Consider the following 26,185-nt stretch of genomic DNA (forward strand, 5'->3'; position numbering starts at 1 on the left):
ATGATCAGTGAGGGGACGGAGCCGCGGTATGTCGAATGCGCCTGAAGTGAGACCACCGGTGGTGACACCGGCCCGCGTGGTCATCGCGCTCTGCCTCTTCGCGCCCTTCGTGGCGATGCTGTGGGTGGGTTCGTACGCGAAGGTCGACCCCGCCTTCATCGGCATCCCGTTCTTCTACTGGTACCAGATGCTGTGGGTGCTGATCTCCGCCGCGCTGACGATGATCGCGTACAAGCTGTGGCAGCGCGACCAGCGCGCCCGCTCCGCCAAGGGGGGTGCGTCGGAATGAAGGACGGCGTAAACGGCGTCGCACTCGCCGTCTTCATCTTCTTCTTCCTGGCCGTCACGGTCATGGGCTTCCTGGCCGCGCGCTGGCGCCGGGCCGCCGACGAGCAGACCCTCGACGAATGGGGCCTGGGCGGACGGTCGTTCGGCACCTGGGTCACCTGGTTCCTGCTCGGCGGCGACCTGTACACGGCGTACACCTTCGTCGCCGTACCGGCGGCGATCTACGCGGCGGGCGCGGCCGGCTTCTTCGCGGTGCCGTACACCATCCTGATCTACCCGCTGATCTTCACGTTCCTGCCCCGCCTCTGGTCGGTCTCGCACAAGCACGGGTACGTGACGACCTCGGACTTCGTACGCGGCCGCTTCGGCTCCAAGGGCCTGTCGCTCGCCGTGGCCGTCACCGGCATCCTCGCGACCATGCCGTACATCGCGCTCCAACTGGTCGGCATCCAGGCCGTCCTGGACGTGATGGGCGTCGGCGGCGGGGAGGACACCAACTGGTTCATCAAGGACCTGCCGCTGCTGATCGCGTTCGGCGTACTCGCGGCCTACACCTACTCCTCGGGCCTGCGCGCCCCCGCGCTGATCGCGTTCGTGAAGGACACGCTGATCTACATCGTCATCGCGGTGGCGATCATCTACATCCCGATCAAGCTGGGCGGCTTCGACGAGATCTTCGCCAAGGCGGGCGAGGCGTACAGCCAGACCAACCCGGCCACGGGCGCGCCGCGCGGCGCGCTGGTACCGGGCGAGGCGGGCCAGTGGACGTACGCCACGCTGGCGCTGGGCTCCGCCCTCGCGCTCTTCATGTACCCGCACTCGATCACGGCGACGCTGTCCTCGAAGAGCCGTGAGGTCATCCGCCGCAACACCACCATCCTGCCCCTGTACTCGCTGATGCTGGGCCTGCTGGCGCTGCTGGGCTTCATGGCGATCGCGGCCGGAATCAAGGTCAGCAACGGGCAGTTGGCGATCCCGCAGCTCTTCGAGACCATGTTCCCCGACTGGTTCGCGGGCGTGGCCTTCGCGGCGATCGGCATCGGCGCGCTGGTCCCGGCGGCGATCATGTCCATCGCGGCCGCGAACCTCTTCACCCGCAACATCTACAAGGACTTCATCAAGCCGGACGCCACACCGGCGCAGGAGACGAAGGTTTCCAAACTGGTGTCCCTCCTTGTGAAGGTCGGCGCGCTGGCCTTCGTCCTCACCATGGACAAGACGGTCGCCATCAACTTCCAGCTCCTCGGCGGCATCTGGATCCTGCAGACCTTCCCGGCCCTGGTCGGCGGCCTGTTCACCCGCTGGTTCCACCGCTGGGCCCTGCTCGCAGGCTGGGCGGTCGGCATGGTCTACGGCACGGTCGCCGCGTACGGCGTCGCCTCGCCGACCCAGAAGCACTTCGGCGGCTCGTCCAAGGAGATCCCCGGCATCGGGGAGATCGGCTACATCGGCCTCACGGCGTTCGTCCTGAACGTAGTGGTCACGGTGGTCCTGACCTTCGTCCTGAAGGCCCTGAAGGCCCCCGAGGGCATCGACGAGACGTCCCCGCAGGACTATACGGCGGACGCGGGTGACCCGGGCGTCCAGGTGGAGCTTCCCCCGGCAACTGCTGGCACCGCTCACTGAACCCACCCAGGGGGCGCGGGGCTGTGTCAATATGCGGCTCCGCCGCGATGGGGGTCCCCCCGCTCGAGCGGAGCCGAGAGTGGGGGAGCGACCAGCCACGACGAACCCGCAGCGGGCCGCCGAAAGTCAAGCACGACGGCGGCCCGCTGTCGTACACACTCACTCGCATGGACATCCGAATCCGGCGAGTGAACCCCACCGAATACGACGCCCTCGGCGAGATCACAGCCCAGGCCTACCTCCGGGACAGCCTCCTCGACTTCGGCGAGAGCGACGAGTACCTCGGCGAGCTGAAGGACGTGGCCAAGCGAGCCTCCGCCGCCGAGGTCCTCGTAGCCGTGGAGAACGACCACCTCCTCGGCGGCGTGACCTTCGTACCGTCCGGCGGCCCGATGGCCGACATCGCCACCCCCGGCGAAGCCGAGATACGGATGCTCGCCGTCGCCCACCAGGCCCGCGGCCGAGGCACCGGCGAAGCCCTCGTCCGCGCGTGCGTCGACCGCGCCCGGGCCACCGAGGGCTGCACGGCCGTCGTGCTGTCGACGCAACGCACCATGCACTCCGCCCACCGCATCTACGAACGCCTCGGCTTCGTCCGCACTCCCGGACGGGACTGGAACCCGATTCCGCACCTGGACGACATCACTCTGCTCACCTACGAGTTGACGCTCTGAAACCGGCGCGACACAACATATGGGGGTGCTGTCCTCACCCGGCACAAGATGTATGCTCATGCTCGCTGTCGCCGCAGGGGAATCCGGTGCGAATCCGGAACTGTCCCGCAACGGTGTACTCATGCGCGCATATGCGTGTATGGGCGTCAGTCCGAGGACCTGCCGACAGCGTGCCCGGCCATCAGGTCCGGGTGCCATGACGTCCGGGCCTCGTGGAGTGGGCCGGTGGGCGCGACGCCGTGTGCGCTCGTGTGCTGCCGTCTGCCCTCCGCAAGGCCCCCGTGCCGAGCGAGGGAGAGCCCCACGTGACCATCGCGCCAGCAGACCCGGCTTCAGCTTCAGCTCCAGTGACCCCGGTGTCCGACGACGGTCCCGGGACCGCGTTGCTGCGGACCCTGACCGAGCTGACCGCCGACCTCCCCGACGCCGACCCCGGCCGGGTCGCCGCCGCCGCGTTGCGCGGCCGGTCCGCGCGGGCCGACGGGACGGAACTGCGCGAGCTGGCCACCGAGGCGGCCGCCGGCCTCATCTCCGAGGACCCTGCCTATTCACGGCTCGCCGCCCGCCTGCTGACCGTCAACATCCGCGCCGAGGCCGCCTCCCAGGGCGTCACGTCCTTCACGGAGTCGGTCGCGGTGGGCCACCGCGAGGGCCTCATCGCCGACCGTACGGCCGAGTTCGTACGGGTCCACGCCGACCGCCTCGACGCGCTGGTCGACGTGCACGCCGACGACCGCTTCGGGTACTTCGGCCTGCGCACCCTGCACGGCCGCTATCTGCTCCGGCACCCGATCACCCGGCACGTGATCGAGACGCCCCAGCACTTCATGCTGCGTGTCGCGAGTGGCCTGGCCGAGGACGACAGCATCCGTGCGCTGGACGAAGTCGCCGCCCTCTACCGGCTCATGAGCCGCCTCGACTACCTCCCCTCCTCCCCCACCCTCTTCAACTCCGGCACCCGGCACCCCCAGATGTCGTCCTGCTACCTCCTCGACTCCCTGAAGGACGAGCTGGACTCCATCTACGACCGCTATCACCAGGTCGCCCGGCTCTCCAAGCACGCCGGCGGCATCGGCATCGCCTACTCCCGCATCCGCGCCCGCGGTTCGCTGATCCGCGGCACGAACGGGCACTCCAACGGCATCGTCCCGTTCCTGAAGACCCTCGACGCCTCGGTCGCCGCCGTGAACCAGGGCGGGCGGCGCAAGGGCGCGGCCGCGGTCTACCTGGAGACCTGGCACTCCGACCTCGAGGAGTTCCTGGAGCTGCGCGACAACACCGGTGAGGACGCCCGCCGTACGCACAACCTGAACCTCGCGCACTGGGTCCCGGACGAGTTCATGCGCCGTGTGAACGCGGACGCGCAGTGGTCGCTGTTCTCCCCCGCCGACGTGCCGGAGCTGGTCGACCTGTGGGGCGAGGAGTTCGACGCCGCCTATCGCGAGGCCGAAGAGAAGGGCCTCGCGCGCAAGACCATCCCGGCCCGTGACCTCTACGGCCGCATGATGCGCACCCTCGCGCAGACCGGCAACGGCTGGATGACCTTCAAGGACGCCGCCAACCGCACCGCCAACCAGACCGCCGAGCCGGGTCACGTCGTCCACTCCTCCAACCTCTGCACGGAGATCCTGGAGGTCACGGACGACGGGGAGACGGCGGTCTGCAACCTGGGCTCGGTCAACCTCGGCGCGTTCGTGGTCGACAGCGACATCGACTGGGACCGGCTGGACGAGACCGTCCGCACCGCCGTCACCTTCCTCGACCGCGTCGTCGACATCAACTTCTACCCGACCGAGCAGGCGGGCCGCTCCAACGCCAAGTGGCGCCCGGTCGGCCTCGGCGTCATGGGCCTGCAGGACGTCTTCTTCCAGCTGCGGCTGCCCTTCGACTCGCCGGAAGCCCGTCGGCTCTCCACGCGCATCGCCGAGCGCATCATGCTCGCCGCGTACCAGGCCTCCGCCGACCTCGCCGAGCGCAACGGCCCGCTGCCGGCCTGGGAGAAGACCCGTACGGCCCGGGGTGTTCTGCACCCCGACCACTACGACACCGAGCTGACCTGGCCGGAGCGCTGGGCGGCCCTGCGGGCACGCGTCGCCACCACCGGCATGCGCAACTCCCTGCTCCTCGCCATCGCGCCGACCGCCACCATCGCGTCGATCGCGGGTGTGTACGAGTGCATCGAGCCGCAGGTGTCCAACCTGTTCAAGCGCGAGACGCTGTCCGGTGAGTTCCTCCAGGTCAACTCGTACCTGGTGAAGGAACTGAAGGCGCTGGGCGTCTGGGACGCCCGCACCCGCGAGGCACTGCGCGACGCGAACGGCTCGGTGCAGGGCTTCGCCTGGATCCCCGAGGACGTACGGGCGCTGTACCGCACGGCGTGGGAGATCCCGCAGCGCGGCCTGATCGACATGGCGGCGGCCCGGACGCCGTTCCTGGACCAGTCCCAGTCCCTGAACCTGTTCCTGGAGACGCCGACCATCGGCAAGCTCTCCTCGATGTACGCGTACGCCTGGAAGTCGGGCCTGAAGACGACGTACTACCTGCGCTCGCGCCCGGCGACCCGCATCGCCCGCGCGGCCCAGGCCGCTGTCCCCGTACAGCAGCCGGCCCCCGATCCCGAGGCCGTCGCCTGCTCCCTGGAAAACCCCGAGTCCTGCGAGGCCTGCCAGTAATGAGCTCCACCGAAAAGAACCTGCTCGACCCGGGCTTCGAGCTGACCCTCCGCCCCATGCGCTACCCGGACTTCTACGAGCGCTACCGGGACGCCATCAAGAACACCTGGACCGTCGAGGAGGTCGACCTCCACTCGGACGTCGCCGACCTGGCGAAGCTGTCCCAGGGCGAGCAGCACATGATCGGCCGGCTGGTCGCGTTCTTCGCGACGGGCGACTCGATCGTCGCGAACAACCTCGTGCTGACCCTGTACAAGCACATCAACTCCCCCGAGGCGCGGCTGTACTTGAGCAGGCAGCTGTTCGAGGAAGCGGTCCACGTCCAGTTCTATCTGACCCTCCTCGACACCTACCTCCCCGACCCGGAGGACAGGGCGGCCGCCTTCGACGCCGTGGAGAACATCCCCTCCATCCGCGAGAAGGCCGAGTTCTGCTTCAGGTGGATCAACGAGGTCGAGAAGCTGGACCGCCTGGAGACCAAGGCCGACCGCCGCCGCTTCCTCCTCAACCTCATCTGCTTCGCCGCGTGCATCGAGGGCCTGTTCTTCTACGGTGCCTTCGCGTACGTCTACTGGTTCCGCAGCCGGGGTCTGCTGCACGGCCTCGCCACCGGCACCAACTGGGTGTTCCGGGACGAGACGATGCACATGAGCTTCGCCTTCGAGGTGGTCGACACCGTCCGCAAGGAGGAACCGGAGCTGTTCGACGACGCGCTCGGGCAGCAGGTCGTCGACATGCTGAAGGAGGCCGTCGAGGCCGAGCTGCAGTTCGCGCGCGACCTGTGCGGTGACGGCCTCCCGGGCATGAACACCGACTCCATGCGCCAGTACCTGGAGTGCGTCGCCGACCAGCGCCTGGCGCGCCTCGGCTTCGCCCCGGTGTACGGCTCGGAGAACCCCTTCTCCTTCATGGAGCTCCAGGGTGTTCAGGAGCTGACCAACTTCTTCGAGCGGCGGCCGTCGGCGTACCAGGTCGCGGTGGAGGGCACCGTGGACCTGGACGAGGACTTCTGACCCTCCGCGACCTTCCGGGCCTCCTGGGCCTCCCTGATCTGACGGTCGACGCGCCTGTCGTGCACGATCCCGATCACTGACGGGAGGACCAGGAGGACGAGGATTCCGAGGACGGTGAGCATCGCGATCAGTCCTTCTGTCTGTGCGGTAGTCATGTCACTACTGTCGCCCCCCAGACTCCTTACCAACAGTGGCAGGACTGCCGTACACCCTCGATTTACTGCCACTTCCGAGGCACACTGGCAGCATGCTGACCAACGTGGCCGCCGTCCTGCTCGACGGCGTGCATCCCTTCGAACTCGGCGTCGTCTGCGAGGTCTTCGGCATCGACCGCCGCGACGAGGGCCTGCCCGCCTATGACTTCGCGGTCGTCTCGGCGGAGGGCCCTTCGCTGGGCACGCACGTCGGCGGCCTCACCGTCTCCACGCCGTACGGCCTCGAGCGGCTGGAGGAGGCCGATCTGATCGCCGTGCCGGCCGGGAGCGACTACGTCACGCGTGACTATCCGCCCGAGCTCCTGGACTCCCTGGTCCGGGCCGTCGACCGCGGCGCCCGGGTGCTCAGCGTCTGCTCGGGCGTCTTCGTGCTCGGCGCGGCGGGGCTGCTGGACGGCCGGCGGTGCAGTGCGCACTGGCGGCAGGCGGAGGAGCTGGCCCGGCGCTATCCGGGGGCGATCATCGAGCCGGACGTGCTGTACGTCGACGAGGACCCGGTGATCACCTCGGCCGGCACCGCCGCCGGTATCGACGCCTGTCTGCACATCGTGCGCAAGGAGCAGGGGCCCGAGGTCGCCAACAAGATCGCCCGGCGGATGGTCGTACCGCCGCACCGGGACGGCGGGCAGGCGCAGTACATCGAGCGGCCGCTGCCCCGGTCGCAGTGCGACACCGTCGGCGAGGTGCTGGTGTGGATGGAGCAGCACCTCGACGAGGAGGTCACCGTCGAGCAGCTCGCCGACCGTGCCCACATGTCCCCGCGCACCTTCGCCCGTCGCTTCCAGCAGGAGACGGGTACGACTCCCTACCGCTGGATCCTGCGCCAACGCGTGCTGCTGGCCCAGCGGCTGCTGGAGGCGACGGACGAGACGGTGGACGCGATAGCCGGTCGAACAGGGTTCGGGAACGCGGCCGCGCTGCGGCACCAGTTCGTCCGGTCGGTGGGCACCACGCCGAACGCCTACCGGCGCACGTTCCGGGGCCCCGAGGCGGCCTGACCTCTCACCGGGGGACCGGCTTCAGCAGCAGCCGCTGCGGACGCAGGGTGATCCCCACCCGGGTCGCGTCGTCGGAACCGGACACCTGCTCGAAGCGGTACTTCGCCGACAGCGCCGCCGTGATGAGCGTCAGCTGGGCCATCGAGAAGTGGTCGCTGGGGCACTTGCGATTGCCCACGCTGAACGGGCTCATGGCGTATTTGGGCACGTCCTTGACCCGGTCGGGAAGCCAACGGTCGGGGTCGAACGCCAGGTTGTCCGCATAGGACCGCCCGTCGCGCTGGATCGCGTACGGACTGTAGACGATGTCGGCACCGGCCGGAATGCGATACCCGCCGAGTTCGGTGTCGCGCACCGCCCGTCGCGTCAAAATCCATACGGCGGGCCGCAAGCGCATGGCTTCGACGACGACATTGTTCGTGTGCCTGAGTGCACGGACGTCCTCGAATGCCACCGGGCGCCCGCCGGTGACGGATTCGACTTCCGCGCACACCCTGTCCGCGTGTTCCGGATGTTCCGCGAGGACCTGGAGCAGCCACATGATCGTGGACGCGACGGTTTCGCTCCCGGGTGTGAGGATGGCGACGACCTGGTCGTGGATCTCCTGTTCCCCGATGGGCTCGCCATTCTCGTCCTTCGCCTCCAGCAATGCCGTCAGCAAATCGTCCGGCCTTTGACCAGATTCCCTCCGCTCGGCGACGATCTCGTCGACGAGGAGATGCAAATCGGCCAGGGCGCGGTTGAATTGGCGATTGGCCGGAAGCGGCAGCCGGTAGAGCGGTCCCGCGGGAATCACCATCCGCCGGTACATGCCCTGGAAGACGGTGGCGAGGGCGACGCACAGCCGCTCGGCGCGCTCGTCCATGAAGTCGCCGCGCAGCAGACAGCGGGCCGCGATGCGCACCGCGATCCGGAAGGACTCCGAGGTGCAGTCGACGGTCTCGCCGGGCTTCCAGCGCTCGGTCAGCGCATGCGCCTCCTCCTCCATGATCGGCCCGTAAGCGGGGATGGCGTCGAGCCGGAAGGCGGGCTGGATGGTGCGCCGCTGGCGTCGGTGCGTGGGCCCGTTGGCGGTGGCCACGCCCTCCTTGCCGAGCAGTCCCTCCAGCGACTCCCACAGCGGGCCGGCGATGATGTAGTCGGTGCTCAGCGCCATTGCTCCGGTGAGGGCCGGGGCGGTGACGGCGTACACCGTCTTGGGGCCGAGCTTCAGGCGTACGACGTCGCCGTGGTCGCGCAGCCGGGCCATGAAGCTGAGCGGGTCGCGCACCAGCTTCCAGCCGTGGCCGAGGACGGGGACACCGCCGCCCGCCAGGGGCGGCTCGCGCAGTTCCCGGGCCTCCGGGGCCGCGGGCTTCACAGATTCGACGGTCATTTCTCACCTGCCGCTTCGTTGTTGACGTACGGGGGCGTGGACCGGTCGTCCCAGCTGTCGACCATGTACCGGCCGGACTCGTGGTGGAACCAGTAGACGGTGCTGAACCAGTTCCGCATGTTGCAGACACAGGCCCGCACGGCGGCGCTCAGTTCCTTTCCGCGTACCGTTCCGTCGGCGAGGTCGTCGGCGAAACATAAGGCGTCCCGTTCGGCGACGAGGAATTCCGACGCGCATTCCTCGACCCGTCGCCTGACTTCGGCGATCGCCTCTTCCAGAGTCAGCCCCTGGTGGGTGATGAGGCTGATTCCGAGATTGTGCACCTCGTCGCCCGCTATTTCCTTGGGGAGCGAACAGAGGTCGTTGTACCAGGCGGCGAATTCCTGGCTGAGCAGCGCCGCCCGCCGATATGCCGGGTGTTTCCGCACGCCGTCCGGGAGTTCGCAGCCGGCGCTCGGCTCCAGCAGATCGGTCCAGATCCAGTGCGCGAAGGTGAGCCGCCGCAGCGCGAGGTATTCCTCGACCGTGGGGACGACGCCTTCGGTGCGGTTGCGGAATTCCCGGTCGTAGGCCTCGATCACCTCGTGGAAGTGCCGGGCGAACCGGGCGTTCCAGGTCTGCGGCAGGAACGAGTACAGCCGCGCCACGCTGTCCGCGAACCCGGCGACCAGTGCGTCCTCGTGGTGCAGATGGTGGTGTGGGGAGTCGAGGGCCGCGTGCAAACGGAACCTGAGCCGCCGCCAGGCGGCCGGACGGCGGTGCACGATGTCACGGTCGTGGCGGTCGTCCCAGACGAAGAACCACGCGCTGTAGTCCGCTATCGCCTGGAGGACCTCGTCGGGGGCGCCGATGTAGTACCCCGCCATGAGGTCGGTGTAGCACAGGCCATCGGCATATTCCTCCACCTTGTCCGCCGGCATGAGCCGTTTTTCCAGGAGCCAGGTACGGGTCTTCTCCTGGAGCCTGGGCCAATACGGATGAAGTTGCCTGGGAAACGCTGCCTCGATCACCTGGAGAGAGAGCGATGGTGGAACCGCGATCGCCGTCGGTGTCGATGTGGTGCTGTGTGGGAAAGCAGGCACGAACAAACCCCTTCCAGCCGCCAGTTGGCGCACACACCTCTCCCGTTGTGCCGGGCGTGCGCCCGTTGCGTATCCCCGCTCATCCCATTCAGCCCTACAACTGACCGTTCTGGGAACGGATTTGCTCCATTCACTAGCCCACAGTGCTGAGATTCTCCCCTTGTGTGTCTGGATTTGGATCACTAAGAGAGCGCAAGCGATCGAATGTGCGAAGGACAGACGAACGGCGCCTGGTCAGGGGGTGTTCCTGACCAGACGCCGTGCGTAAGGGAGTTGTGAGGCGGCAGAGCACTCAGTCGTTGGCGACCACGGGGTAGCGGGGCTCGTTCTCGGCCATCTGCCGCAGCGCGTCCTTGCGTTCGCGCTTGGAGAGCCGGTCGATGTAGAGGTACCCGTACAGGTGATCCGTCTCGTGCTGCAAACACCGAGCGAAGTAGCCGGTGCCGCGCAGCTTGACCGGGTTGCCCTTCTCGTCCTGCCCGGTCACCTCGGCGTAGTCCGGCCGGGCGAGCGGCGCGTACGCGGTGGGCACCGACAGACAGCCCTCGTTGCTGTCGTCCAGCCGGCGCTTGTCCGCGGGCAGGTCGACGAGGATCGGGTTGCAGACGACACCGACGTGCCGCTTGCCCTCGTCGTCCATGCAGTCGTACACGAAGACCTTCAGGTCGACGCCGATCTGGTTGGCGGCCAGGCCCACGCCCTCGGCGGTGCGCTGCGAGGCGAACATGTCCGCGACCAGCTGGTCCAGCTCCGCGCCGAACTCGGTGACGTCCCGGCACTCCTTGTGCAGCACCGGGTTCCCGACCACCGTGATGGGCCGCGAGGTGCCGCGCTCACGCCAGGCGTTCTCGCGCTCCTCGGTGTCCTCGGTGTCGATGACGAAGCCCTCGTCGTCCACGGGAAGCACGCCCGCGTGCTGCTGATCGGTGTCCTGCTGCGCCATGACCGACGTATGCCTTCCTGCATGCCTGGGAATTCTGCGAGTACAGCCTAAAGGGGTCGGCGAGGCGGCACGGCCTCAGCAGACCTCTTCCAGGTCCCGCCAGTCACGAGAATCCGGGCTGTCCGCGACCCACCCGTCCAGCAGCCCCCGCACCAGCGAAGCCGGCGCAGCCACCCCGCACTCCCGCTCCGGCACCCACAGCTGCCCGTCCGTGACATGGCCGAGCGGCCCCGGATGCCCCGGCTCGCTGTGGTCGTGCGGGTCGAGATGCTCGCCGTCGCCCTCGTCGGACGGCATCCGGGACTCGGAGCACATCCGGCACAACAGCCGTACGGACGAGGACCAGTCCTCCGCAGCGAAGCCGGCGTCGGCGGCCAGCTGTTCCAGGGCGTCCCGGTCGGCCTCGGTGGCGGCCTCCAGGAGGACCACCCAGGTGGGCACGGGCGAGGGCGCCCACAACTCGATCTCGTCGAACACCGGGTAGGAGTGCCCGGCGGCGGTGGTCCGCTCCCCGTGGGGCACACCATCGTGCAGCACGACCTCGCCCCAGCGCCGCCCGGACGACGGCAGCGGAATGGACAGCACCTCGACCCGCGCGGGATCCAGCCTGCGTCCCCACACCACCTCGGCCTCGCCCTCGGGGGACAGCCGTACGGCCGCACTGCCAAGGTCCATGCCGACCGGCTCGCCGGAGGCGGTGGCACCGCCCGGCACCCGCAGGCCGTACGCCTGCCAGGACCGGCGCGCCAGCGGCCAGTCCTGCAGGGCGGTGGCCGCGATGCCGACGTTCCACCAGTCAGGTGCGCCGGTCTCCCGGTCGAGCAGGGCCACGGCCCGCAGACCGGCCGCCCGGGCCTGCTCCCAGTCGTGCCGGAACTTGTGCAGGAGGGCGAGGTTGAACCAGGACTCGGACAGCCAGGGCTCCAGGTCGGCGGCGCGTGTCAGCAGCGCCCCCGCGTCCTCGTACCGACCGTCCCCGATCAGCGTGAACGCACGGTCGGTGGCCTGCCGCCAAGAGGCGGAGGGCCGGTGCCGTCCCTTGCCGAAGATCCTCACGATTCCCGCCTGCCAGTTCCGTTCAGTGGGCTGGCTGTGCCCCCGGACACCCTCTTCTTCGCATCCAACCACGTACGGCTGGAAGGGCGCTCATTACCCATGGGTTACCCAGCGAGGGGGAGGGTCAGACAGTCCCGTGACAGGACACGGGCCAGCGCTTCGACGACCTCGGGCGCGTACTCGTCCGCGGTCGCCAGCCGCAGCTCCTCCAGCGCCGTCAGCGGCCCGCCGGGCCCCGCGTCCCGGGCCTTCTCCTCGTACGCGTTCACGGCCCGCACCACCCGCGCGGCGACCGGCTGCTCCCGCCAGGGGTCGGCCTGCCGCTCCACGACCATCGCCACCTGCGCGTTCACCCCGGTCTGCCGTACGACGGCCCCGCCCAGCAGCGCGATCCGGCGCTGCTCCTGCGCGGGCAGCCCGGCCGTGGCGCCCGCCGGCACCGGATCGACGAGGCTGAGCTGCCCGATGTCGTGCATCAGGGCCGCGTACTCCAGCACGGTCAGCTCCGGCTCGGTGAGCCCCAGGTCCCGCCCGACGGCCTGCCCGAGCGCGGCGACCCGGCGGGCGTGCCCGGCCGGGGTGTACCCGGCGATCTCGGTGGCCCGGGCGAGGGAGGCGATGGTCTGCCGGTAGGTGGCCCGGACGGCCGCGTACCGCCGGAAGGACATCTGGGTGAGCAGCAGGGGCAGCGAGAACACGGGCAGCGCCCACAGCCCCACCACGGCGACCGCGAGCGCCATCACGGCCCCCGTCGCACACACGGCGGACCCGATCCCCAGCAGCGCCCGCAGCTCGTCCCGCAGCAGCGGAGCGAAGGGCCACCGGGTACGGGAGTGCGCGAGCGCGGCGGCGAGCACGGCGTCGCACAGCGCGGTGAGGGCGAGCAACGTGAGCAGCAGCAGGGCGTGGGCGGGCCCGACCCAGCCGCTGACCGTGCCCTGGTTGTACAGGGGCTGGAAGCAGACGGCCGCGAAGCCGACGGTCAGCACCCGCCGGGCGAGATGGTCGAGCGTCCCGCGCTGGCCCCGCGCGATGTGCGGCACGCTGCCGAGGAGGGCGGCGGCGAGGACGACGGTGACGACCTGTGCCACACCGTGCTGCGTCGGCTCCCCCGCGTCCGCGCCCAGCAGGGCGTACGACAACGCCCCCGCGGCCCCGAGCGGCGCGGCCTCCCTGACCTGCGCCCCGGTCCACCGGGACAGCTCGCCGACGGTGACCAGCACCCCGAAGGCGAGGGCCGTACCCCGCTCGTCGAGGCCGGTCCAGAGGGTGGTGGCGAGACAGACGGCGGCGAGGAGGGCGGCGGAGGCGTGGACGAGGGTGAGGAGCAGAGGGGGCCGGCATCCGCTCATCGACGCGCTCCCGGCCTGCTGGGGGCCGAGGGGCGGGGACGCGGCGGGCGAGCCTCGTCCGCGGTGACGGCCGGGCACCAGCCGTACCGGCTCAGGGCGCGGACGAGGGCCGTCACCATCCGGGGGTCGAACTGCGTCCCCGCACACCGCTCCAGCTCCTCCAGGGCGACCGGAACGGGCCGGGCCCTGCTGTAGCAGCGCGTCGAGGTCATCGCGTCGAAGGCGTCCGCCACCGCCACCACCCGGGCCGACTCCGGGATCTGGCCCCCGACCAGTCCGTACGGATAGCCGCTCCCGTCCAGCCGCTCGTGATGGTGCAGCACCGCCGCGCGGGCCTCCCCGAGAAAGGAGATCCCGCGCACCATCTCGTGCCCGTACTCGGGATGCAGTTCGATCACCCGCCGCTCCTCGGGAGTCAGCGGACCGTCCTTGCGCAGCAACCGGGTGGGGACCCCCAACTTCCCGACGTCGTGGAGGATCCCGGCGAACCGCAGTACCTCGACGCGCTCGTCGGGCATCCCCAGCTCGCGCGCGATCATCATCGACGCCTGCCCGACCCGCTCGCTGTGCCCGCGCGTGTACCCGTCCTTGATGTCGACGGCCTGCACGAGCGCCCGGATCGTCGCCTGATGGGCGGCCCGCTCCCGGTGGTACTGGGCGAACACCCACCAGGACACGCACATCGGCAGCAGCACGAGCAGCGCGGCGACGGGCCCGTACGGGCTGCGCCACAGCACGGCCATCATCAGCCCGGCGAGCCCGTGCACGACGACGGGCGCGAGCGACCGTACGAACAGCCCCCGCCAGGCCCGCCGCACCGGCACCCTCCCCCGCTGCCCTGAAGGCGCGGGCGGTGCCCCCACGGCGAACGCCAGGATCCCCCCGTCAAGGACGGTCAGGGCCAGGCAGAACGCCAGCACCGCGGCCCCGGCCGGCGCGAGGGCGTACGGGAAGTCGGAGGTGCCGACGGCGTCCCGGCCGTCCAGCGCCCCGTGCACCCGGGCGGCCACCCACACGCTGACGACGAGCTGGGCGGCCCGCCAGAGTCGGCGCAGCCATCGCGGCCGCTGCTCGACCCCGGACAGCAGCGCCCCCGGCACCGCCACCAGTGCGGCGGCGGGCGGGGGCAGGAGGAAGGCGCCGGCGAGCAGCACGGGGTAGAACGTGCCGGTGAACCGCCACCGGGCGGCGACCCGCTCGCAGCCGGCGTACAGCACGGCGAGCAGCAGGACCGCCCACCAGGGCGTTCGCACGGTGGGCAGGGGGAGCAGACAGCACAGGGCACCGAGGACCACACAGGCCACGTACACCCGCGCCCGTGCCGGAATCGCCTCCATACGCCCCTCCCCCGAGCCCGGCCATGACTGTCCAGCGTCCGGAGCCTAAGGCGGGGCGGGGGGAGTCCGCGGGCCGATAACCCGCGGATTAGCACGTTCGAGTGACGACAGCCCGTTCCCGGGCGGGAGTTCAGGACTCCTGCGGGGTGACCTGGGTCGCTGTCACGTCATGCTCGGGCACGGTCTGCCCGGAGCGGATCAGCTCGATCCGCCCCATGACCTTGGAACGCAGGTCGGTCGGCACGTCGTCCTGTCCGCAGCACCGCTTGACCAGCTTCTTCACGGCCTGCTCCAGGCCGTACTTCTCCAGGCACGGCGAGCACTCCTCGAAGTGGTGCTCGAACTTGGTGCAGTCGGCGTCCGGCATCTCCCGGTCGAGAAACTCGTAGAGATGGTCGAGTACCTCACTGCAGTCCGTCTCGTGCGGCTCTCCGCAGCTCATGAGCCCGAGCCTTTCGCTTCGTTCGACTCTCCGGCGCCGGCCGGGACCAGTCCGCGCTCGCGGGCGTAGTCCTCGAGCATGCCGCGCAGTTGACGGCGGCCCCGGTGCAGCCGGGACATCACCGTACCGATGGGTGTCCCCATGATGTCCGCGATCTCCTTGTACGCAAAGCCCTCTACGTCCGCGAGATAGACGGCGATGCGGAACTCCTCGGGGATCGCCTGCAGCGCTGACTTCACGTCCGAGTCGGGCAGATGGTCGAGCGCCTGCGACTCCGCGGAGCGCAGACCGGTCGACATGTGCGACTCGGCACGCGCGAGCTGCCAGTCCTCGATCTCCTCGGCCGCCGAGCGCTGGGGTTCGCGCTGCTTCTTGCGGTACGAGTTGATGAACGTGTTGGTGAGGATGCGGTACAGCCACGCCTTGAGGTTCGTGCCCTCACGGAACTGGTGGAAGGACGCGTACGCCTTGGCATACGTCTCCTGCACCAGGTCCTCGGCGTCGGCCGGGTTGCGCGTCATGCGCAGCGCCGCCGAGTACATCTGGTCGAGAAACTCGAGCGCGTCCCGCTCGAAGCGCGCGCTGCGCTCCGCGGTCGACTCCGCGCTCGTGCTGCCCTGGCCCTCGGGCTGCTCCGCCTGGCCTTGTTCGGTCCCTGCGTCGGTACCGGGAACCGGACCCACCTCCTCAAGATTCCGGGCAGGACCGAGACCGGTCCCACCAGAATCGGAGGATAGAACACGATCCGGTCCGCCCGCCGCCCGAATAGGAGCAGCCTTGGCCGCGTGCAGCACCGTCCAGTCCAGGTCGGCACGGCTGCTGCGGCTCGGGCAGTAGGTCGAACCCATGCGGCGGACTTCCTCTCGTACGACGTCGGTGCCGGTTTCCTCAGCACTTCTGTCCGCCTCAACAGAGGTCCTCCGCTCAACATTCCCGAAGCTTTACCCGAGTGACCGGGTCCACCTCGCGACACCGTCCGAGACGACTCTCACAGCCTCTTCCTGGCCGATTCCCGCCCGCTTCGGCACGACGAAGCCATGATCGCCGTACGGCACCTCGATCAGTTCGTACGCCCCCTTCGGGAACTCCTCCGGCTTCCCGAACGGGTCGTTTCCGCCCTGGACGACCAGCGTGGGCACCCCCGCGCCGAGCAGTTCCTCGGCGCGGGACTTCTCCGGCCGGCCCGGCGGGTGCAGCGGGAAGCTGAGGGCGAGGACGGCATGCGCGCCGAGCTCGACGGCCGTACGGCAGGCGACGCGGGCGCCGGCGCTGCGGCCGCCGGAGATCACCGGGAGGCCGGGCTCGGCGAGGGCGGGCCACAGCCCGCGCCAGCCGAGGTCGAGGGTCTTGGGCGCGGGCGCCATCTTCTTCCCCGCCACCCGCCAGGGCTGCTCGACGAGGGCGACGGTGACGCCGTGCTCCGGGAGGGCGTGGGCGAGGGCCTGGAGGTCGCGGGCCCCGATGCCGCCGCCGGCTCCATGGCTGACGGCGAGCAGCAGCCGGGGCTTCTTCGCCTTGTGCCAGGTGATGCGGGCGGTACCGGCGTCGGTCTCGACGGTCTCTTCCGTGCCGCTGGTCACATTGGTCACGTTCGTTGCTTTCGTCACGTCAGAAGAGTGTGCCCTCTTCGGGGCCCTCCAGCTCCTTCAGCAGCTCCGGTCCGTTGTTGCGGACATTGCTGACGGCCGTGGAGACGGGGAAGGCGCGCATCAGCCCGGCGGGCGGCGGGGCGAGGAGCTCGCGCAGGTCGTGCGGGTCCGTGCGGGACGGGTCGAGCCAGGTGTCCCAGCGGTCCGGGGTCAGCATCAGGGGCATCCGCGGGTGGATGTCGGCGAGCACGTGCGGCCCGTCCGCCGGGGCGACGGCCAGCGGGGTCGTCTCCGCCTCCGTGGTGATCACCGAGCACGTCACCCACCAGGCGTGCGGGTGGTCGTCGGGCAGCGTCTTGTCCCGCCAGAACTCGTACAGCCCGGCCATCGCGAACACCGACCCGTCGGCGGGGAGCACGAAGTACGGCTGCTTGCGCGGCCGCTTCTTCCTGCCCTCGACCTCCAGGTCCCGCTCCTGCGTGCCGGTGACCCACTCGTAGTAGCCGTCGGCGGGGATGATGCAGCGCCGGGTGGCGAAGGCGCGGCGGAACGACGGCTTCTCGTGGACGGTCTCCGCACGGGCGTTGATCATCCGGGCGCCGCCCTCGGGGGTCTTCGACCAGGACGGCACGAGTCCCCACTTGAGCCTGCGCAGCTGTCGAACCGGCTTCGGGTCCTCCACGTCCTTGAGAGGGCGGTCCAGTACGGCGTAGACCTCCTTGGTCGGGGCCACGTTGTAATCGGGCGCCAGGGCCTCCTCGGGCTCCCACTTCTCGACTTCGAAGATTCCTGCGAGGTCCTCGGGCCCACGACTCGCCGCATACCGTCCGCACATCTGTAGCACCCCTCCGACCTGCGCAAACGCCAGATCTGCCCGTACGTGTCCGCCGTCTCCTTGATGCTCTTGTGTCGAGCCCCCGGGACACGTCCAAGAATGGCAGACCGTTCGGCGCACCGATCCCCGCTTCGGCATCCCGACCCCCGTCGCCCGCACCGACCACCCACGGGCCGATCACGGACAGGGCGAGAAGGGCCGCGGCGAAGTACATCGGGACGCCGTTGACCTCACTTTTCCTGTTCTCGGTGAACCGCGATCCTCGCTCCGGCCGTCAGGCTGCTGAACCGCTTCGCCACCGGAGCGGGCAGCAAAGCCGCCGAGGCCAAAGGGAAAATGTCCCGGCTCACCGGCCGGGAACGGGAGGTGGCCGCCGCCGTGGCCACCGGAGCCGCCAACGCGGAGATCGCCCGAACGCTCCCCATGAGCGAGGCCACCGTGAAGGTCCACATCAGCCGCATCATCACCAGGCTGGGCCTGGAGAACCACACAGATCGCCGTCCTCGTCCACCAGGCGGGCGAAGCCTGATTCACACCGGTCTCTGTCCGTCGCATGTCACGCGCCGGGAGCCGCCGGTCCCCGCGAGTCCAGGACCAGCACCGCGACGTGCAGGGAGGTGCGTTCCAGGCCCGATTCCAGATCGCATCCCAGGAGCCGTTCGATGGTGTGGAGGCGCTGGTAGAACGCCTGCCGGGACATGCCGGCCCGTTTCGCCGCGACCGACTTGTTTCCGGCTGCCGTCAGATAGGCGCGCAGCGCGGACAGGAGGTCGCCGCCATTGCGGTCGTCGTGTTCCACGAGGCGGGTCAGCTGCCGTTCCGCGTACCGCTGGAGACGGGTGTCGTCCCGCAGTACGCCCAGGAGTTCCGGCAGTTCGATGTCGGCGGGGACGTAGAACCACCGGTCCAGGGATGCCGGCGTGATGGCCTGGGCGGTCTGCTCGGCCTCCTGCCATGACCGGGCGATCCCCGACAAGTCGGTCACGCCGGGACCGACGGCGACGACAGAGTCGGGGCCGAGCTCCTCGCGCGCCAGGCGACCGATCCGCTCGGCGACCGGCTGCCAGGCGCTGGCCTGCGCCAGCGCGAGGAGGATGCCAATCCGACCCGGGGCAGTCTCGCCGACCAGTGCACGGATGCCGGTCTTCGCCAGTTCCTTCGCGATCCGTTCGTCGAGTTGGTCGCCCTCGGCGCCAGTACGTGTGTGGCGGATCAGTACGGCGAAGAGGCGGTGCCCGAAGGCCGGCAGCCCCAGCGCCTCGGCTCGGGCGCGGGCGTCGGCGGGGGAGCGGAAACGCCGTTCGCACAGGTCCCGCAGCACGGAGCGGTGGGCCCGGCGCTCCCACCATGCCGATCCGGCCAGACGCGCCATGGTCAGGGCGACCGCCGCACGTTCCAGCACCAGGACGTGTTCCGGGTCGGGCTCCGGGCTCTGCCGGCCGTCCAGCAGGATGAGCCGTCCCCACAGCCCGTGGTGGTCCTCCACCGGGGCGATCAGCCAGCCCTCCGGGCCGCTCGGCGCGATCTTCTCCAGGGTCGGCGCGGCCCGGGAACGCCGGGACCAGGCCGACACCACCGGCTCGTACGGCCGGCCGAGCAGTTCACACATCAGGACCCGGTGGGTGAGGTCCTCCAGTACCACGGGGGCTCCGGTGAGCTCCGCGGTGGTGTGCACCAGTTCCTCGGGAGCCGCGCCCCGCAGCGTCAGGGCGGTGAAGATGTCCTGGATCTCCCTGCCGCGGCGCAGCAGCGCGCCCTGGGCGTCGATGATGAGGGCGTTCACCGTCTGGGTCACGTCGATGAACCGGACGCCGCGGGCGAGCTCGACCAGCGGCAGCTCGCGTGCGCGGCAGGCGGCGACCAGCTCGTCGGGCACCTTCTGGTAGCGGTGGCCGAGTTCCAGGATCAGGCCGACCGCGCCGACGTCGGCGAGCTGGTCGACGTAGTCACGCAGCTTCGAGGCGTCCTCGGGATACGGCATGCCGGTCGTCAGCACCAGCTCGCCGCCCTCCAGGAAGTCTGCCGGATTGAGCAGCTCGGTGACATGCACCCACCGCACCGCGCGGTCCAGCCTTGACTCACCGGCCAGGACGCGCGGCAGCCCTTCGACGAGCACAGGGAGGCGCAGAACCTCCGCGATGGTGAGGAAGTGCCCGGTTGAGGGCCGTTTCGGCGGCATAGGGAGTGCTTTTCTCCGAGGGATCGGGGGACACCTTCGCACCGGGCCATCACCGTGGCAAGAGGGGTGCTGTTAACTCCCGGAGCCGGTTCCTCCGCTGCGACAGACCGTCTCAAGAAGGCCCCAACGCGGAACAGAGTGTGCGTTGACCTGCAGGATCGGCCGCGGCCAGAGTGAATGGCATCCCCAGCAGGGCCGGATCCGACCGGCCGCAGGTGCTGGATCCACGACTGCCACCCACGCCGCCCTCGGCGAAAGGAGCGACTCATGCGCACCCGGAAGCGTGTCGCCGTGATCGGTGCCGGCAGCATGGGCAGCCAGGCCATGTGGCGCCTGGCGGCCCGCGGTGCCGAGGTCATCGGTTACGACCGGTACGCGCCAGGTCACGACCGCGGTGCGGCCGGAGGCGAGACCCGCATCTTCCGCGCCGCCCACCTCGGCGAACCCGGGTACGTTCCGCTGCTGCGGCTCGCGAACCGGATGTGGGACCAGCTCCAGGAGGAGACGGGCCGTTCGCTGCGACGCCGCAGCGGCTGCCTGATCATGGGAGAAACCACCTCACCGTCCATGCGCACCCTGCTCGCCTCCAGTGCCATCCATGATCTGGACCACGAGGTGCTGGACCGGGATGACCTCACCCGCCGCTACCCCCAGCATCGCCTCCCCGAGGGACACACCGCCGTACTCGACCGGATGGGCGCCGTCATCAGGCCCGAGGCGTCGATCCAGGCCGCCGCCACCCGCGCCGAACAGTTGGGCGCCCGGCTGCACCGCTACACCCCGGTGCGGGAGGTCGCGCCCGCGCCCGGCGGAGGCGTGCACATCGTCACCGACCACGGCACCGACCACGTGGACGCCGCGGTGGTCACGGTGGGTCCGTGGATCAACACGCTGCTCCCGGACCTTCCGCGGTCGGTCGACATCCGCCGGCTGATCAGCTCCTGGCACCTCCCCACCCGCCACGACTGGTTCGCGGGCGGCGCCCCCGCCTTCGTACGCAGCACACCCCACGACTGCTACGGGCTTCCGTCCCCCGACGGCATCTCCGTCAAGCTCGGCCTCTCCCTCGCACGCTATCTGCCGGTGCCCGAGCCCGAACGGCTCGACCGTACGGTCCGCCCCGGGGAACTCGCCACCTTCGGCGACCTCATCCGTGAACTCATGCCCGACCTGAACCCCGACCCCATCAGGCTGTCGGTCTACATGGAGGGCTACACCGAGTCCGGAAACCCGCTCGTCGGTCATCTGCCCGGCGAGGACGACATCGTCGTGATGGCCGGATTCTCCGGCAGCGGCTTCAAGCTCTCGCCTGCCATGGGAGAGATCGCCGCCGACCTGGCGCTCAACGGCACCACGGATCATCCCGTCGGCTTCCTCGCACCGGCCGGGGTCGGCGTCGCCTGATCCACGGTCACTTCGACCCCGCCGAGCCCATGGGGGACCGCTCGGCAGGACTCGTCGCACAACTCCGAAAAAACCGTCATGGGCATGCCTGAAAACGGTCGAGCCGTGAACCGGCCATATCCAGTTCCCCCAAGCACAAGAGTGGAGCACCTTCATGAGCAATCCCTCGTTCCGCCCGAAGTACGTCTCGTTCGACTGCTACGGCACGTTGATCGAGTACCCGATCACCCCCATCACGCGTGAGCTCGTCGGCGACCAGATCCCCGCTGAGCAGTGGGACCAGTTCGTACGGGAGTTCCGCGGCTACCGCTACGACCAGGTCCGCGGCCAGTACTACGCCTACGAGCAGGTGCTGCAGGATTCCTTCGAGCGGGTCTGCCGCAAGTGGGGCCTCAAGGCGGCCCCGGACGCGGGCAAGCGGTTCGCCGACGGCGTCCGCAGCTGGGGCCCCCACGCCGACGTGCCGGAACCGCTGAAGAAGATGGGCGAGCACTACAAGCTGGTGATCCTGTCCAACGCCGACGACTCCTTCCTCGAGGAGAGCGTGCCCCGGCTCGGGGCGGACTTCCACGCGGTCTACACCGCGGAGCAGGCCGGCTACTACAAGCCCCGATACGCCGCGTTCGAGTACATGCTCGACCAGCTCGACGCGTCCCCCGAGGACTTCGTGCACGTCTCCTCGCACACCCGCTACGACCTGATGCCGATGCACGACATGGGCTTCCGCAACCTGATCCTCCTGGACCGTGGCTACGACCCGGTGACCCACGGCTACGACTACGTGCCGGTGAAGTCCCTGGACGACCTCAACCGCATGCTCGGCATCTGACGCGGCCCCCCAGCACACGCGCACAACGCAGCACTTTCTTCTCGGTCTTCCCCAGGTCTCGCGCGGCCCCCTGTGAGCCCTGCGCGATTCCGTCCGCCGACCTACGGCGTCCCACGTCCCACGTCCCCCGTCCGGGACCCGTACGTCCCCGCATCACGGGTTCCCCGTATCCCCAGCGATCTCCAGGAGGCACCGCCATGGAAGGCAACCGGATAGGACGCAGAACCCTCTTCCGCACCGCAGGCGCAGTAGCCGCTGCCACCGCAGTGACCGGCTGCGGCACCCTGATGGGCACCGGCGAAAGCCGCGGCTCTTCGGGCGGCGGCAAGAAGAGTCTCGTCGTCAGCAACAGCGGTGGCGTCTACAACGACGCTCTGACCAAGGCGATCTACGAGCCGTTCGCCAAAGAGACGGGTATCACGGTCACCACAGTCAACTACCAGTCGGCGCAGGTCATCGCGCAGGTCAAGCAGGGCCGTCCGCAGGTCGACCTGATGGACAACGGGCTGCTGACCTTCCAGAAGATGGCGCGTCTGGAGTGTCTGGAGCCGGTGGACTACGACCGGCTGAAGAGTGTCAAGGGCGCCGGCATCGCGGAGCCTCAACTGGCGGAGCACGCGGTCGGCAAGAACGTGTGGGCGAGCGTGATGGCGTACCGCACGGACAGCCTGAAGCGTGTCCCGAAGAGCTGGGCCGACTTCTGGAACACGGACTCCTTCGCCGGCCCGCGCTCGCTGCAGAGCGCGGAGGTCGACCTGCCGGAGCTGGAGTTCGCGCTGCTCGCCGACGGGGTTCCGCTGGACAAGCTCTACCCGCTGGACGTCGACCGGGCGTTCGCAGCAATGTCGCGGATCCGCGGTGATGTGAAGAAGTTCTGGAACACCGGCGCCCTGCCGGCGGTCCTGATCGGCCGCAAGGAGGTCGTCATGACCAGCATCTGGGGTGGCCGCGCGGATGAGCTGATCAAGCAGGGGCAGCCGGTCGCCTACCAGTGGAACGGCGCCCGCAGGATGACCAACGGCTGGGGCATCCCGAAGGGCGCGGGCAACACCGACGCGGCCTACAAGCTGATCGACTTCTCACTGCGCCCCGAGATCCAGGCGGGGTTCGCCAAGCTCAACCCGGGCGCGGGCGGCCCGGTCGTCGCCGCCGCCACCAAGCTGCTCTCGGACGACGTCCTGGCCACGCTGCCGACCTCGCCCAAGAACCTGAAGACCGGGTTCGACGCCGATGTGGCCTGGTGGGACAAGAACCGTGACGCCGTCACCAAGCGCTGGCAGGAGTGGTCCGATGCCTGAGCGGACCCAGAGTCTGGCCGCCGGAAAGCTGTCCGCCGACGACCTCGCCGCTGCCCTGGCCCCTCGCTCCTCCTCGCTGACGGGTAAATCCCTGTCGGTGACGGGGCTGCGTAAGTCCTACAGCGGGACGACGGTGGTCGACGGTGTCGACATGGAGATCGCGGCGGGTGAGTTCGTCACCTTCCTCGGCTCGTCGGGTTCCGGCAAGACGACCACGCTGATGATGTTGGCCGGGTTCACCGAGCCCGACTCCGGCACCATCGAAGTCGACAGTCGTGACATCACCGGGCTCAACCCGGGCAAGCGTGACTTCGGTTTCGTCTTCCAGCAGTACCTGCTCTTCCCGCACATGACCGTCGCGGAGAACGTCGCCTTCCCCCTGCAGCTGCGGGGGGTGGCGAAGGCGGAGATCCGCCGCCGGGTCGGGGAGACCCTGGAGGCGGCGGGCTTGTCGAAGTTCGCCGGCCGCAAGCCCCGCGAACTCTCCGGTGGCCAGCAGCAGCGTGTCGCGCTGTGCCGGGTCCTGGTCTACCGACCGCCGATCGTCCTCATGGACGAACCGCTGGGCGCGCTGGACAAGAAGCTGCGCGACCAGATGCAGACCGAGATCAAGTCCATCCAGCGCGAACTCGGCCTGACCGTCATCTATGTGACGCACGATCAGGAAGAGGCGCTGGTCCTGTCGGACCGCATCGCGATCATGAAAGACGGTCGTATCGAGCAGTTCGACACCCCGCGCGCCCTGTTCGAACGTCCGTGCACGCCCTTCGTCGCCGACTTCCTCGGCGCCGCCAACTTCTTCACCGGGAAGGTGGAGGACGGTGGAGAGGACGGATGCACCACGGTGCGCCTCGACACCGGCGGCGTCCTCAAAGCCCGCGCGCACCCGTGCATTCCGGGACAGCGGGTCCGGGCCGCAGTCCGACCGGGCAAGCTCCGCCTGGTCAGTGCCGAGGAGAGCTGTTGTTCCGGCACGGTCGAAACAGCGGTGTACGTGGGTTCGCTGACCCGGATCACCGTCCGTCTGAACGGCGCCGCGCCCGGCACGCCTCCGTTGCGGATCGAGACGGCCCAGACCCCGCCGCGCGTGGGGGAGCGGGTCTGCGTCACCGCCGACCGCGACGACATCAGTGTCTTCGACGAGACGGACGGGGGGTGAGCCGTGGCCGGCACCGCTCTCGCACCCGCCAAGGTGCGCGTGAAAACGTCCGCGATGCGCGGGCACCGCTCCCGGCTCGCGCTGGTCAACGCCGTCCCGGTGACGGTGTTCCTGCTGGTGATGTTCGTCTACCCGATCATCGGCGTGCTCTCCCTCAGCCTGAAGGGCGAGACCGGCGGCTTCACCCTGCACTGGTATGCCGACGCGCTGAGCGGCGTGAACCTCTCGGTACTGATGTCCACCGTGCGGATCTCTGCCGAGACGGCCGTGCTCAGCCTGCTGGTCGGGTTCGTCCTGGCCCACGCCATCGCCCGCATGCGGCCGGTGTTCGCCGCCCTGGCGATGCTGATCGTGGTCGTGCCGCACTTCATCAGTGCCCTGGTACGCACCTACGGGTGGATCATCATGCTCGGTGAACACGGCCTGATCAACACGCTGCTGACATCCCTGCACGTCCCGGGCGCGCCGTACTCAATGCTCTACAACGAGACCGGTGTCGTCATCGGCACCACCTCCGTGATGCTCCCGTACACCGTCCTGGTGCTGCAGGGTGTGATGCGGGGTGTGGACCGCAGGCTGCTGGCCGCGGCGGCAGGGTTCGGCGCGTCCCGGCTGACCATCTTCCGCCGCATCTATCTGCCCTTGGTCGCACCGGGTGTGGGTACGGCAGGTCTGCTGAGCTTCATCCTGTGCCTGGGCTACTACATCACCCCGGCGCTGATGGGCGGCGACCACCAGACCGTCGTGGCCGCGCTCATCGACCAGCAGGTGATGAAGCAGGACCAGTGGAACTCGGCGGCCGCCTTCGGCGTCATCCTGCTCCTGCTCACCTTCGCCGGCCTGGGCGTGCTCGGCCTGGCCAAGCTCCGCCGCAAGAAGACGGCCGCAGGAGGCAGCTCATGATGGAACTGCCCGCCACCCGAGCCGGACACATCGCCCGCGCCTTCGGCGCCACCGCGATCCTGCTCTTCCTCGCGATGCCCATCGTCATCATCCTGGTGACTTCCTTCGGGGCCGACGGCATCGGTACCTTCCCGCCCGAGCAGTACAGCACCCGCTGGTACGAGCAGATGGTCGCGCCCGGCGGCAACTGGGCCACCTCCATCGCCCTGTCCAGCCTGGTCGCGGCGCTGACCACGGTGTTCTCCCTCATCCTGGGAACCACCGCCGCCACGGCCCTGGCCCGCGGCCGTCTCCCCCTGCACGCAGCGGTCTACGGCCTCGTCCTGGCCCCGATGCTCATACCGCAGGTGGTCATCGCGCTCGGCATGTTCCTGTTCTTCGAACCGGCCGGGATGCTCGGCAGCCCCCTCGCGATCGCCCTCGGACACACCGTGCTCGCCGCACCCATTGCCATCCTCATCCTGATCTCGACCCTGCGCGGCATCGACGAGCGACTGGAGGACGCGGCGGCCAGCATGGGCGCCAGCCGGATGACCATCGCCCGGCGCATCACCTTCCCGCTGGCCACACCCGGTCTCATCGCCGCCGCCGTGTTCTCGTTCATCACCAGCTTCGACGAGTTCTTCATCGCCCAGTTCATGTCGACACCCGACACCCGAACGCTGCCGGTGCTGGTCTTCAACGCCCTCCAGTTCGACGTCGACCCGACCGTCACCGCGGTCAGCGCGGTCCTCATCGCCCTCGCGATCCTCGCCCTCGCCCTGGTCGCCCTCGTCCGCAAACTCGGCGGCCACCGCAACGGCGAAGGCGTCCTCCCCGCCGAACCCCTCGCCTGACCTCCCCGCCCCAGCTCCCCAACCTGAACGCGCCGGCCGAGCGCTGCCGGGCTGCTGACAGAGCCACCGGCCGGGCACCC

General features: G+C 69.4%; 23 protein-coding genes, 1 pseudogene and 1 riboswitch. Of the genes and pseudogenes, 13 read left to right on the forward strand and 11 right to left on the reverse strand.

Translation table 11 applies throughout. The features are described from left to right. The first annotated feature begins 28 nt into the window (after positions 1-28). From AC5P09_RS00120 to AC5P09_RS00145, 6 genes are all read left to right on the forward strand, one after another. A complete protein-coding gene (locus tag AC5P09_RS00120) occupies positions 29-289 on the forward strand; it encodes a DUF3311 domain-containing protein (RefSeq protein ID WP_493871824.1) in 261 nt (86 codons plus the stop codon). Next, positions 286-1,914 (forward strand): monocarboxylate uptake permease MctP, encoded by a 1,629-nt coding sequence (gene mctP, locus AC5P09_RS00125; RefSeq protein ID WP_493871825.1) that lies wholly within the window; start codon positions 286-288, stop codon positions 1,912-1,914. Before AC5P09_RS00120 ends, mctP begins: the two co-directional genes overlap by 4 nt. Before the next feature lie 167 nt (positions 1,915-2,081). Then, positions 2,082-2,588: a GNAT family N-acetyltransferase gene (locus tag AC5P09_RS00130; RefSeq protein ID WP_493871826.1), complete on the forward strand. Its 507-nt coding sequence runs from the start codon at positions 2,082-2,084 to the stop codon at positions 2,586-2,588. Positions 2,589-2,640: 52 nt separating this feature from the next. Further along, positions 2,641-2,769, forward strand: a riboswitch (cobalamin riboswitch). 124 nt (positions 2,770-2,893) lie between these two features. Next, positions 2,894-5,260: a ribonucleoside-diphosphate reductase subunit alpha gene (locus AC5P09_RS00135; protein WP_493871827.1), complete on the forward strand. Its 2,367-nt coding sequence runs from the start codon at positions 2,894-2,896 to the stop codon at positions 5,258-5,260. Continuing rightward, positions 5,260-6,273 (forward strand): ribonucleotide-diphosphate reductase subunit beta, encoded by a 1,014-nt coding sequence (locus AC5P09_RS00140; RefSeq protein ID WP_493871828.1) that lies wholly within the window; start codon positions 5,260-5,262, stop codon positions 6,271-6,273. The genes AC5P09_RS00135 and AC5P09_RS00140 overlap by 1 nt, the downstream gene beginning before the upstream one ends. 247 nt (positions 6,274-6,520) lie before the next feature. After that, positions 6,521-7,486, forward strand: a complete 966-nt coding sequence (locus tag AC5P09_RS00145) for a helix-turn-helix domain-containing protein (protein WP_493871829.1) — start codon at positions 6,521-6,523, stop codon at positions 7,484-7,486. 4 nt (positions 7,487-7,490) lie between these two features. Here AC5P09_RS00145 and AC5P09_RS00150 read toward each other — a convergent pair whose 3' ends face one another. The 10 genes from AC5P09_RS00150 to AC5P09_RS00195 all read right to left on the reverse strand — a co-directional run bounded on the left by AC5P09_RS00150 (position 7,491) and on the right by AC5P09_RS00195 (position 17,497). Continuing rightward, positions 7,491-8,861 (reverse strand): bifunctional albaflavenone monooxygenase/terpene synthase, encoded by a 1,371-nt coding sequence (locus AC5P09_RS00150; protein WP_493871830.1) that lies wholly within the window; start codon positions 8,859-8,861, stop codon positions 7,491-7,493. Further along, on the reverse strand, positions 8,858-9,943 hold the full coding sequence (gene cyc1, locus AC5P09_RS00155; protein ID WP_493871831.1) for an epi-isozizaene synthase: 1,086 nt from the start codon (positions 9,941-9,943) through the stop codon (positions 8,858-8,860). Before cyc1 ends, AC5P09_RS00150 begins: the two co-directional genes overlap by 4 nt. Positions 9,944-10,235: 292 nt before the next feature. Further along, positions 10,236-10,886, reverse strand: coding sequence for a peptide deformylase (gene def, locus AC5P09_RS00160; protein ID WP_493871832.1), 651 nt, complete (start codon positions 10,884-10,886; stop codon positions 10,236-10,238). Positions 10,887-10,961: 75 nt separating this feature from the next. Then, complete coding sequence (locus AC5P09_RS00165; protein WP_266433980.1) at positions 10,962-11,942, reverse strand: tetratricopeptide repeat protein; 981 nt, start codon at positions 11,940-11,942, stop codon at positions 10,962-10,964. 104 nt (positions 11,943-12,046) lie between these two features. Continuing rightward, entirely contained in the window at positions 12,047-13,294 is a 1,248-nt protein-coding gene (locus AC5P09_RS00170; protein ID WP_493871833.1) for an HD-GYP domain-containing protein, read from the reverse strand. Then, positions 13,291-14,631 carry an HD-GYP domain-containing protein gene (locus AC5P09_RS00175; protein ID WP_493871834.1) on the reverse strand — a complete coding sequence of 447 codons (1,341 nt, stop codon included), beginning with the start codon at positions 14,629-14,631 and terminating at the stop codon, positions 13,291-13,293. The genes AC5P09_RS00170 and AC5P09_RS00175 overlap by 4 nt, the downstream gene beginning before the upstream one ends. Before the next feature lie 130 nt (positions 14,632-14,761). After that, on the reverse strand, positions 14,762-15,073 hold the full coding sequence (gene rsrA, locus AC5P09_RS00180) for a mycothiol system anti-sigma-R factor (protein WP_266433986.1): 312 nt from the start codon (positions 15,071-15,073) through the stop codon (positions 14,762-14,764). After that, a complete protein-coding gene (sigR, locus tag AC5P09_RS00185; protein ID WP_493871835.1) occupies positions 15,070-15,756 on the reverse strand; it encodes an RNA polymerase sigma factor SigR in 687 nt (228 codons plus the stop codon). The genes rsrA and sigR overlap by 4 nt, the downstream gene beginning before the upstream one ends. A gap of 258 nt (positions 15,757-16,014) precedes the next feature. Beyond that, entirely contained in the window at positions 16,015-16,680 is a 666-nt protein-coding gene (locus AC5P09_RS00190; protein ID WP_493871836.1) for an alpha/beta hydrolase family protein, read from the reverse strand. 1 nt (position 16,681) lies between these two features. Next, positions 16,682-17,497, reverse strand: coding sequence for an SOS response-associated peptidase (locus AC5P09_RS00195; protein ID WP_493871837.1), 816 nt, complete (start codon positions 17,495-17,497; stop codon positions 16,682-16,684). Between the two features lie 336 nt (positions 17,498-17,833). On the opposite strand from AC5P09_RS00195, the pseudogene AC5P09_RS00200 reads away from it, so the two are divergent. Further along, positions 17,834-17,932: pseudogene (locus AC5P09_RS00200) on the forward strand (LuxR C-terminal-related transcriptional regulator); the annotation flags it as partial. A gap of 121 nt (positions 17,933-18,053) precedes the next feature. Here AC5P09_RS00200 and AC5P09_RS00205 read toward each other — a convergent pair. Then, the gene (locus AC5P09_RS00205) at positions 18,054-19,676 is read right to left on the reverse strand and encodes a PucR family transcriptional regulator (protein ID WP_493871838.1); all 1,623 of its coding nucleotides are present in this window, start codon (positions 19,674-19,676) and stop codon (positions 18,054-18,056) included. Between the two features lie 267 nt (positions 19,677-19,943). On the opposite strand from AC5P09_RS00205, the gene solA reads away from it, so the two are divergent. From solA to AC5P09_RS00235, 6 genes are all read left to right on the forward strand, one after another. Continuing rightward, the gene (gene solA / locus AC5P09_RS00210) at positions 19,944-21,080 is read left to right on the forward strand and encodes an N-methyl-L-tryptophan oxidase (RefSeq protein WP_493871839.1); all 1,137 of its coding nucleotides are present in this window, start codon (positions 19,944-19,946) and stop codon (positions 21,078-21,080) included. 154 nt (positions 21,081-21,234) lie between these two features. Continuing rightward, a complete protein-coding gene (locus tag AC5P09_RS00215; protein ID WP_493871840.1) occupies positions 21,235-21,909 on the forward strand; it encodes a haloacid dehalogenase type II in 675 nt (224 codons plus the stop codon). Between the two features lie 197 nt (positions 21,910-22,106). Then, the gene (locus AC5P09_RS00220) at positions 22,107-23,207 is read left to right on the forward strand and encodes an ABC transporter substrate-binding protein (protein WP_493871841.1); all 1,101 of its coding nucleotides are present in this window, start codon (positions 22,107-22,109) and stop codon (positions 23,205-23,207) included. Further along, the gene (locus AC5P09_RS00225) at positions 23,200-24,366 is read left to right on the forward strand and encodes an ABC transporter ATP-binding protein (protein ID WP_493871842.1); all 1,167 of its coding nucleotides are present in this window, start codon (positions 23,200-23,202) and stop codon (positions 24,364-24,366) included. The genes AC5P09_RS00220 and AC5P09_RS00225 overlap by 8 nt, the downstream gene beginning before the upstream one ends. A 3-nt stretch (positions 24,367-24,369) precedes the next feature. Next, complete coding sequence (locus AC5P09_RS00230; RefSeq protein WP_493871843.1) at positions 24,370-25,269, forward strand: ABC transporter permease; 900 nt, start codon at positions 24,370-24,372, stop codon at positions 25,267-25,269. Further along, entirely contained in the window at positions 25,266-26,105 is an 840-nt protein-coding gene (locus AC5P09_RS00235; protein WP_493871844.1) for an ABC transporter permease, read from the forward strand. Before AC5P09_RS00230 ends, AC5P09_RS00235 begins: the two co-directional genes overlap by 4 nt. Positions 26,106-26,185: the final 80 nt, after the last annotated feature.

It is taken from the genome of Streptomyces sp. a15 (assembly GCF_059026085.1).

Excerpts from the sequence above, each read along its gene's own strand:
- AC5P09_RS00225 (WP_493871842.1), top strand. The coding sequence starts at position 23,200 with ATGCCTGAGCGGACCCAGAGTCTGGCCGCCGGAAAGCTGTCCGCCGAC.
- AC5P09_RS00205 (WP_493871838.1), bottom strand. The coding sequence starts at position 19,676 with ATGCCGCCGAAACGGCCCTCAACCGGGCACTTCCTCACCATCGCGGAG.
- AC5P09_RS00120 (WP_493871824.1), top strand. The coding sequence starts at position 29 with ATGTCGAATGCGCCTGAAGTGAGACCACCGGTGGTGACACCGGCCCGC.
- AC5P09_RS00235 (WP_493871844.1), top strand. The coding sequence starts at position 25,266 with ATGATGGAACTGCCCGCCACCCGAGCCGGACACATCGCCCGCGCCTTC.
- AC5P09_RS00140 (WP_493871828.1), top strand. The coding sequence starts at position 5,260 with ATGAGCTCCACCGAAAAGAACCTGCTCGACCCGGGCTTCGAGCTGACC.
- AC5P09_RS00220 (WP_493871841.1), top strand. The coding sequence starts at position 22,107 with ATGGAAGGCAACCGGATAGGACGCAGAACCCTCTTCCGCACCGCAGGC.
- AC5P09_RS00130 (WP_493871826.1), top strand. The coding sequence starts at position 2,082 with ATGGACATCCGAATCCGGCGAGTGAACCCCACCGAATACGACGCCCTC.
- solA (WP_493871839.1), top strand. The coding sequence starts at position 19,944 with ATGCGCACCCGGAAGCGTGTCGCCGTGATCGGTGCCGGCAGCATGGGC.
- def (WP_493871832.1), bottom strand. The coding sequence starts at position 10,886 with ATGGCGCAGCAGGACACCGATCAGCAGCACGCGGGCGTGCTTCCCGTG.
- rsrA (WP_266433986.1), bottom strand. The coding sequence starts at position 15,073 with ATGAGCTGCGGAGAGCCGCACGAGACGGACTGCAGTGAGGTACTCGAC.
- AC5P09_RS00145 (WP_493871829.1), top strand. The coding sequence starts at position 6,521 with ATGCTGACCAACGTGGCCGCCGTCCTGCTCGACGGCGTGCATCCCTTC.
- AC5P09_RS00170 (WP_493871833.1), bottom strand. The coding sequence starts at position 13,294 with ATGAGCGGATGCCGGCCCCCTCTGCTCCTCACCCTCGTCCACGCCTCC.
- AC5P09_RS00150 (WP_493871830.1), bottom strand. The coding sequence starts at position 8,861 with ATGACCGTCGAATCTGTGAAGCCCGCGGCCCCGGAGGCCCGGGAACTG.
- AC5P09_RS00215 (WP_493871840.1), top strand. The coding sequence starts at position 21,235 with ATGAGCAATCCCTCGTTCCGCCCGAAGTACGTCTCGTTCGACTGCTAC.
- AC5P09_RS00195 (WP_493871837.1), bottom strand. The coding sequence starts at position 17,497 with ATGTGCGGACGGTATGCGGCGAGTCGTGGGCCCGAGGACCTCGCAGGA.
- mctP (WP_493871825.1), top strand. The coding sequence starts at position 286 with ATGAAGGACGGCGTAAACGGCGTCGCACTCGCCGTCTTCATCTTCTTC.
- AC5P09_RS00175 (WP_493871834.1), bottom strand. The coding sequence starts at position 14,631 with ATGGAGGCGATTCCGGCACGGGCGCGGGTGTACGTGGCCTGTGTGGTC.